Raw genomic sequence first — 7,407 nt, 5'->3', positions numbered from 1 at the left:
GTTGTCAAAGCGACAACTAACTGTTTTTTCAAAACATTCAACTGCGACAGGCGATTTAACTGCCCTTCCAATTTCTCTTTTATCTGATGTAATTCGGTTTTAACTAATTCCGAATCCAATATCAACACAGGCTCCCCAGGTTTGACTAATTCACCTTCTTTCACCGGAATTTTGGCAACAGTTCCGGTAACAAGAGTATCTAAGTTAACTGTCTTACCTTTAGGCTCAAGTCTTCCTCTTGCAGTACCTGTTTCATCAACTTTAAACAACATCGCCCAAGGCAAAACAATAGCCGAAAAACTCAACAGAAAATATAGTAATCCTTTCGTCCAAACGTGAGGTAAGCTATCAAGTAAATCTTGAGTGACCTCAGACCAATCATCCTTTGGCTTATCACTTGGCTTAACTGAGATTTGAGAGTTGAGAATTTCCTGATAGTTTTTACTCTCTTGGATGTGAGTGTGAACCTTTCCATTTAACGTATTTGTCATGATGTATCCTTACAAAGTTTTGGATTTTGGCAGCAACAGGACTTACGCACTGAAAACCCGAAACCTGGATCCCCCCTAGCCCAAGGGGGGAATCTTAAAAGCCCCCTTTCCAAGGGGGTTGGGGGATCTCTTCTGCGTAAGTCCTAAGCAAGGTATGAGGGAATGGGCAGTCAATTCCCCCTTGTCCTCTCACGCCGCCATGTTCAGCTGCTGTTGTTGATTGAGATAGAAATAATGTTCTCGCTTTGCCATTAATGCTTCGTGAGTTCCACTCTCAATCAACACACCTTTGTCTAAAACCAAAATCAAATCTGCATTTCGTATCGTTGAGAGGCGATGAGCAATGACTAAAGCAGTTCGTCCTTTGAGGATTGTGTTTAAGTTCCTTTGAATAATACGTTCTGACTCTGTATCTAGATGGGAAGTCGCCTCGTCAAAAATTAATAAGCGGGGATTACCTAATAATGCTCTGGCGATCGCAATCCGCTGACGTTGTCCACCAGACAACAAACCCCCACCTTCACCAATTTGGGTTTCATAACCCATAGGCAACTTTTTAATAAACTCATCAGCACCTGCTAAATTTGCCGCTTCAATGACTTCTTCTAAAGTTGCCCCTGGATGTCCTAAACTGATATTTTCTCGAATCGTGCTGCCAAACAAAAAAGTGTCCTGATCAACAACTCCAACAGACGAACGTAAGGAACGCAGGGAAATACTCGTAATATCTAGTCCATCAATCAATATCTGACCATCTGTTGGAGGGTACAACCCTAAAACCAACTTAGAAATTGTCGTTTTCCCTGATCCACTACGTCCCACCAGCGCCACCATTTGCCCTGGTTGTATTTCAAAGTTGAGATTTTGTAGAATATTAATGTCGCTTTCTTTGTGATAACGAAAGGTGACATTTTTAAAGCAGATGTGTCCATGAATGTCTGGTAAAAATTGCCGTGTTTGATTCTGAAAATCTTCTTCTGGTTCTGCATCTAACACATCATTAATGCGTTCGGTTGCAATCACCACTTCCTGCAATTGATTCCACAACACGGTTAATCGTTGGAAGGGTGAAATAATCTGACCTACCAGCATATTAAATGCTACCAATTGCCCAATGGTTAATTGATTTTGAATCACCAAAGATGCTCCAAACCATAGCAAGAGGGTAGTTGCTACGGCTTGAATAGTATTGCTAAATATTTGCAGACCATTGCTGATAACTTGTCCGGAGAAGTTAGTTTTTACCTCCTTATGTAATAACTCCTCCCAATGCCAACGCACTGTTTGTTCTACCGCCGTGGATTTTACCGTCCGCACACCAGTCATGATTTCAATCAGGTAACTACTTTCATTGGTCACAGCATGAAAGATTTCTCTGGAAATCTTTTGTAAAAAAGGTGTCGCAATCAACGCCAGCAAGAAAAAAGGCGGTATAATCACCAACGCCAGCAATGCCATTTTCCAGCTATACCAAAACATCAATCCTAGATAGATAAAAACCGTGAGGAAGTCCAGCAGGATAGACAAAGCCTCACCAGAAAGGAAGCGTTGGATTTTGCGGTTTTCTTGTACGCGAGAGATAATATCTCCAACATAACGAGATTCAAAAAACGAGAGAGGAAGTCGCAAAGTGTGGCGAATAAACCCCACAATTAATGCCACATCCAGCTTATTTGCCGTGTGAAATAGGAGATATTGTCGCAAACCCATGATCGCTACGCGAAACAGGCTAAAAATCAGCAACCCCAACCCCACCGCCGTTAACGTGAGTTCCGAACGCTGCACCACCACTCGGTCTAAAATTAACTGGGTAAATAAGGGAGTAACAAGTCCAAATATCTGGATAAATATAGAAGCGACAAGCACTTCTAGCATGACAACAGAATGGGGCTTGATCAATTCAAAGAATTGCCAAAAGGGAGTTGTTGTTTCTTTGGCATCCTTTAACAAGGCTGTGGGTTCTAGAAGCAGTGTGTAGCCAGTCCATTTTGCTTTAAATTCCGCATGGCTGAGGGTGCGTTGACCAATGGCGGGGTCTGCAACTATGACATTTCTTTTGTTAATTTCATAGAGAACGATGTAGTGCTTCCCGAACCAGTGGACAATGGCAGGTAATTTCTGCTTCGCCAACTGGTCAACACTCGCTTTTACAGGTCGCGTACCAAACCCAAGACTTTCTGCAGCCGCCGATAACCCGCGCAACGACGCGCCACTGCGGTCAATATTGGCAATATCCCGGACGCGGTTGATACTGAAGCGTTTCCCCCAATAACGAGATATCATCACCAAACAAGCAGCACCGCAGTCAGATCCACTTTGTTGGGCAAAAAACGGATAGCGTCGAATCATCCGTTGCCAAAAATGCCCAACTCGTTGCGTAGGATTTGGAAAGTAAGCTTTGCTTATCCTTTTCCCTTGCTTTGGTTGTACTGCTGATGTTGAGGAAACATTTATCTTAGGATATGGTTTGTCTACATTGACAAATGTTGTTTGAGAGTCATTTCTCCCCAAAAGTCGGGAGTTGCGCGTTTGCGCTTGATTCTGCAAGTGTTCCCGAATTTGTGGGTGTTTAGCCATAAGTGGTAGCAGCACCTCTTTTGAGATAAAGCACACCTGTAAATTCAACGCAGCCCTAGCTTTGTAAGGCTGAAAATCAGAATCGGGAAATAAGGTAAATTCACCAAACGACGCACCCACCTCCAAAGAGGCTATCAATTCTTCTGCGTCGTTTAGCAACCTTACCTTCCCAGCAACAACAATGTAGATCCCGGGTTCAACGTGGTTTCCTTGCCAGAATTTTCCGACTTTTGGATTAAAGATTTTAGCCGCCTGAAAGCAACGTTGAAACTCTTCCTCAGAAAGAGAATATCCTAGAGCATTGTTCAACTGTTTTAAGACAAGCAAGTGCGCTTGTGTTGGATTGTGCACCATAGATATCTGAATCAGTTCCTCCTAAATGTGAGATTAAGAGGCAATAATTCAGTGCAATCCGGCGGATTAGCCGAATTGAGGTCACGAATTAAGATTTTTGAACTCTTAGCCAAGTCAGTCTTATTCGTGTCTTTGTCAGCATTTTTTGGTTGTGGTTTAGTAGATAATCCCATCTGTTTGAGTAGGCGAAGGATATGGCGATCGCTCACCTCAACTCCAAATTCCTTTGCCAAATGTTTTCTCAGCCAGTTTCCTGTCCAACGTTGAAAAGAATAGCCGTAATCACGAGGACTATTGTTGACTAGTTGCTGCAAACGCTGCAAATATTCGTCATTAACAGCCATTGGACGACCAATTGGACAATCCTGCCATTGGTGCGCCATACCAGTACGGGCTATATGCGTCCAATGCCTTGCTGTTGCTGGAGAGCACCCTAAAGTTCGACAAATTTCCGTTTGGGATTTCCCCTCATCTACCAACAACATAATCTGGATACGCTGGCGGTATGATTCAGGTAAATCTTCTTGTAGACTTTTTTGCAAAAGTTTGCATTGAAACACTGTCAAAAACTTACCATGAGCCACTTTCGGGTTACTAGTATCAAATTTACCTTGATAGTGTGACATATCTGTAAAATCTAGCTGTTTATTGTGAAAGGGTTTACGTTAGGGACACACGTGATTTTGCTAACTTTTGTACAAAAAGTCATATAAGTGCTCATGAGCAGTTAATAGCTGTATATACTTATTTAAGAAAACTTTTCTCATAACTCAACTCAGTAATAACACTGAATAATACTGTTGTTGTTATTTTCTTTAATATCTATTCATGAAAGATTTAAGATTGACACTTTCCATGCAAAAAGTTTAATAACGTTACTCAAATATATGTCAAAAATTTACAATCTAAGCATTGAAAGTAAAAATGACTACTATATTTAGCCGCACATATGTAGAGCAGAGGAAGTTGAGGATGATGATCAGGCTTTTGAGGAGAAAATGCTGCATTTGACAAAGAAGTTAGAGTAGCAATTCCAGGAGTCGGCAGGGTTAGAAGCGATAATAAAAGAGAATTTACGCGGTTTGGGTTATGAACTGGAGTTTAGACTAAAAGCGATATGACTGTAATTTAGACTACTTTTAGTATTTCTTCAAATGCTACGAATAAACGGCAGCCTTTATTCTAATTTTGTTAGATATTTGTTAAGAAACTTTACAACCCTCTTAACAAAAGGAAATAGTTCTAATGGTAGTTGTACATGAGAATAATGCACTACATCGCGTTGTAATCATTGGTGGAGGCTTTGGTGGACTGTATACAGCAAAGACTCTTGCCAAAGCGAATGTCAATGTGACTCTTATTGATAAACGTAACTTTCATTTATTTCAACCGCTTTTATATCAAGTTGCGACAGGTACGCTATCACCTGCTGATATCTCTTCACCATTACGAGCTGTATTCAGGAAAAGCAAGAATACAAAAGTGTTGTTGGGAGAAGTAAATGATATTGATCCAGAAGCCAAAGAAGTTATTCTGCGTGATAGAATAATACCCTACGATACATTAATTGTTGCCACAGGTGCTAACCATTCCTATTATGGTCACGATAACTGGAGACCATTGGCTCCTGGCTTGAAAATTGTTGAAGACGCCATAGAAATACGTCGCCGGATATTTTCGGCATTTGAAGCAGCAGAAAAAGAAACTGATCCCGAACTACGCCGTGCTTGGTTGACTTTTGTGATTGTCGGAGCGGGTCCCACTGGTGTAGAGTTAGCAGGTGCGATCTCAGAATTGGCATACAAAACTCTCAACGACGATTTCCGCAACATCGACACCTCAGAAACTAAGATTTTATTATTGCAAGGTGGCGATCGCGTCCTCCCTCATATGGCACCACAGTTATCAAAAGTCGCAAAAGAATCTTTGCAAAAGTTGGGTGTGGATACCCAAACTAATACCAGAGTCACAAATATTGAAAATGATATCGTTACTTTCAAGCAAGATGATAAAATTCAAGAAATTGCCGCAAAAACTATATTATGGGCAGCAGGTGTGAAAGGTTCCGCTATGGGGCAAGTTTTAGCAAACCGCACAGGTGTAGAGTGCGATCGCTCCGGACGTGTAATTGTAGAACCAGACTTGACGATTAAGGGTTATAAAAACATCTTTGTCATCGGAGATTTAGGCAACTTCTCTCACCAAGATGGAAAACCCTTACCTGGTGTTGCACCCGTAGCCAAACAAGAAGGAGAGTATGTAGCTAAACTCATTAAAAAACGGCTTAAAGGTCAAACACTACCACAATTTCGTTACAATGACGTAGGTAGTTTGGCGATGATTGGCAAAAATTTAGCTGTTGTAGATTTAAGCTTCATCAAACTCCAAGGTTTCCTTGCTTGGATATTTTGGTTAGTCGTTCATATCTACTTCTTAATCGAGTTCGACACTAAATTACTAGTAGTATTTCAGTGGGCATGGAATTATCTCACTCGTAGTCGTCGCTCTAGATTGATTACAGGTCGAGAAGCTTTTGAAGAAACAAAAACTGTTACCAACGATGTTCCTTCGACCACTAAAAAAGTGCAAGAAACTTACAAGGTAGGAGTTTGAAAAGTACGTAAGAGCTACAACATGGAATGGACAAGAGAAACGCATCTAAATAGGGCTTGACAAAAAAAAGAAATATATGTCTAAGACCAGAAAGGCGGCTATACTTCCTTGTCCACATCACCCCAATAAAAGCGATCGCCCGAGGTGGGGGCTTGCGCATCGCATTCCATCCTGTCAACCCCAAGAAACGCGATCTGCCGAAGGCAGCAGCGAAGCTATCGCCCGAGGTGGGGGCTTGCGCATCACACTCCATCCCATCAACCCCAATAAATGCGAACGACTTTGTCGCGCAAGCTAGAACTTCGTTCAGCTTCACTAACGCACTTTCCCCTCAATTCTAATAAATGCGCAGAGTGTCGGCAGGTGGATGAAAATGAGTGCTGAGATGTTTATCGTTAGATATCGCCAAATTATTAAATTCTTAAGGAATCGACCAATCTATAATTTGCAAACCTGGAACTTTTTCAAAATCTTTGCGGTTGCGCGTTACTAATGTTGCACCGACAGACAGTGTAATCGCTGCAATTCTCAAATCTTGAGTGCCAATACGAATTTTGCCTGCAAGTAATTGGGTGTAGATATCGAACGCAGCTTCACTAAAATCAAGGATATTTCCTTGATATAGACGACTGAATGTTTCTTTTAATAAAGCGTAAGCTGTGACTAATTCTTGTTTCGACTTTGCCCTTTTAATAACATCTAAACGACCATACATCTGTTCGACAATTGTTACGATTGTGACTGCTATTTCCGCAGGATTAACCGCAGCGATTCTACGAATAACAACTGGATGACCTCTTTGAAGCAGAGAAATATGGTCAGTATCAAGCACCCATACAGTCATTATATTTTATACCTGAGACTATTATCCTAACTCTTGCGAAGAATGATTTTCAATATTTTGATCTAATTCTTGCCTGTAGCTTTCAATTGCAGCGAGCATTTGTTCAAATTGTGGGTCATCTTTAAAAATTCCCGCCATTTCCAACCACGGGTTTTTCTGTTCGCGTGATGGTAATTTTACTGGTAAAGGAACAATTTCTGCTCCCTCTAAATGAGCTTCTAAGCGTTGTTGAAGTAGGGCTAATGCTGTGATTTTATTGCTAGCTTCTACTTGCAGTTCGGGCAAACCTGGAACCGTTGCAATTATTTTTCCGTCACTACTTTGTTTGATAATAACGTTAATTAATATGTCGTGAGCGCTTTGATTTTGTGGTTGTGATGCTAAAGATGAAAATGAATTCATAAAAACTGTTCGTTTATGGTAGTTAGTTTGATTTTAAATCAAATTGCTTTGTAATTACTATTGTCGCAGCGATAAGCGTCCGAGAGTGCGCGCCCTATGCCTGCGGCACGGCTACGCCTCTGTCTC

The 7,407-nt window shown here is 41.3% G+C and carries 6 protein-coding genes and 1 pseudogene; 2 read left to right on the top strand and 5 right to left on the bottom strand.

Features of this window, described 5'->3' with window-relative positions; translation table 11 throughout:
- The 3 genes and pseudogenes from DP116_RS29495 to DP116_RS18820 form a co-directional block, all read right to left on the bottom strand.
- Window positions 1-491 (bottom strand): annotated as a pseudogene (locus tag DP116_RS29495) (HlyD family secretion protein); the annotation flags it as partial.
- 189 nt (window positions 492-680) lie between these two features.
- A complete protein-coding gene (locus DP116_RS18825; RefSeq protein ID WP_169156629.1) occupies window positions 681-3,422 on the bottom strand; it encodes a peptidase domain-containing ABC transporter in 2,742 nt (913 codons plus the stop codon).
- Between the two features lie 11 nt (window positions 3,423-3,433).
- Window positions 3,434-4,048: a helix-turn-helix domain-containing protein gene (locus DP116_RS18820; RefSeq protein WP_169156628.1), complete on the bottom strand. Its 615-nt coding sequence runs from the start codon at window positions 4,046-4,048 to the stop codon at window positions 3,434-3,436.
- Window positions 4,049-4,667: 619 nt separating this feature from the next.
- Between DP116_RS18820 and DP116_RS18815 the strand changes: the two genes are divergently transcribed.
- Together DP116_RS18815 and DP116_RS18810 are read left to right on the top strand one after the other, a co-directional pair.
- Window positions 4,668-6,035: an NAD(P)/FAD-dependent oxidoreductase gene (locus DP116_RS18815; protein WP_169156627.1), complete on the top strand. Its 1,368-nt coding sequence runs from the start codon at window positions 4,668-4,670 to the stop codon at window positions 6,033-6,035.
- A 76-nt stretch (window positions 6,036-6,111) separates the two neighbouring features.
- Window positions 6,112-6,333, top strand: coding sequence for a hypothetical protein (locus DP116_RS18810; protein ID WP_169156626.1), 222 nt, complete (start codon window positions 6,112-6,114; stop codon window positions 6,331-6,333).
- A gap of 123 nt (window positions 6,334-6,456) precedes the next feature.
- Here DP116_RS18810 and DP116_RS18805 read toward each other — a convergent pair whose 3' ends face one another.
- Entirely contained in the window at window positions 6,457-6,879 is a 423-nt protein-coding gene (locus DP116_RS18805; RefSeq protein WP_211173378.1) for a type II toxin-antitoxin system VapC family toxin, read from the bottom strand.
- Window positions 6,880-6,900: 21 nt separating this feature from the next.
- Window positions 6,901-7,281, bottom strand: a complete 381-nt coding sequence (locus tag DP116_RS18800) for a type II toxin-antitoxin system HicB family antitoxin (RefSeq protein ID WP_169156625.1) — start codon at window positions 7,279-7,281, stop codon at window positions 6,901-6,903.
- Window positions 7,282-7,407 lie beyond the last annotated feature (126 nt).

The sequence above is a fragment of the Brasilonema bromeliae SPC951 genome (genome assembly GCF_012912135.1).
Taxonomy (GTDB): domain Bacteria; phylum Cyanobacteriota; class Cyanobacteriia; order Cyanobacteriales; family Nostocaceae; genus Brasilonema; species Brasilonema bromeliae.
The sequence above is the reverse complement of the archived record's forward strand: the minus strand, read 5'-3'. Positions and strand labels throughout refer to the sequence as shown.

Excerpts from the sequence above, each read along its gene's own strand:
- DP116_RS18825 (WP_169156629.1), bottom strand. The coding sequence starts at position 3,422 with ATGGTGCACAATCCAACACAAGCGCACTTGCTTGTCTTAAAACAGTTG.
- DP116_RS18820 (WP_169156628.1), bottom strand. The coding sequence starts at position 4,048 with ATGTCACACTATCAAGGTAAATTTGATACTAGTAACCCGAAAGTGGCT.
- DP116_RS18815 (WP_169156627.1), top strand. The coding sequence starts at position 4,668 with ATGGTAGTTGTACATGAGAATAATGCACTACATCGCGTTGTAATCATT.
- DP116_RS18810 (WP_169156626.1), top strand. The coding sequence starts at position 6,112 with ATGTCTAAGACCAGAAAGGCGGCTATACTTCCTTGTCCACATCACCCC.
- DP116_RS18805 (WP_211173378.1), bottom strand. The coding sequence starts at position 6,879 with ATGACTGTATGGGTGCTTGATACTGACCATATTTCTCTGCTTCAAAGA.
- DP116_RS18800 (WP_169156625.1), bottom strand. The coding sequence starts at position 7,281 with ATGAATTCATTTTCATCTTTAGCATCACAACCACAAAATCAAAGCGCT.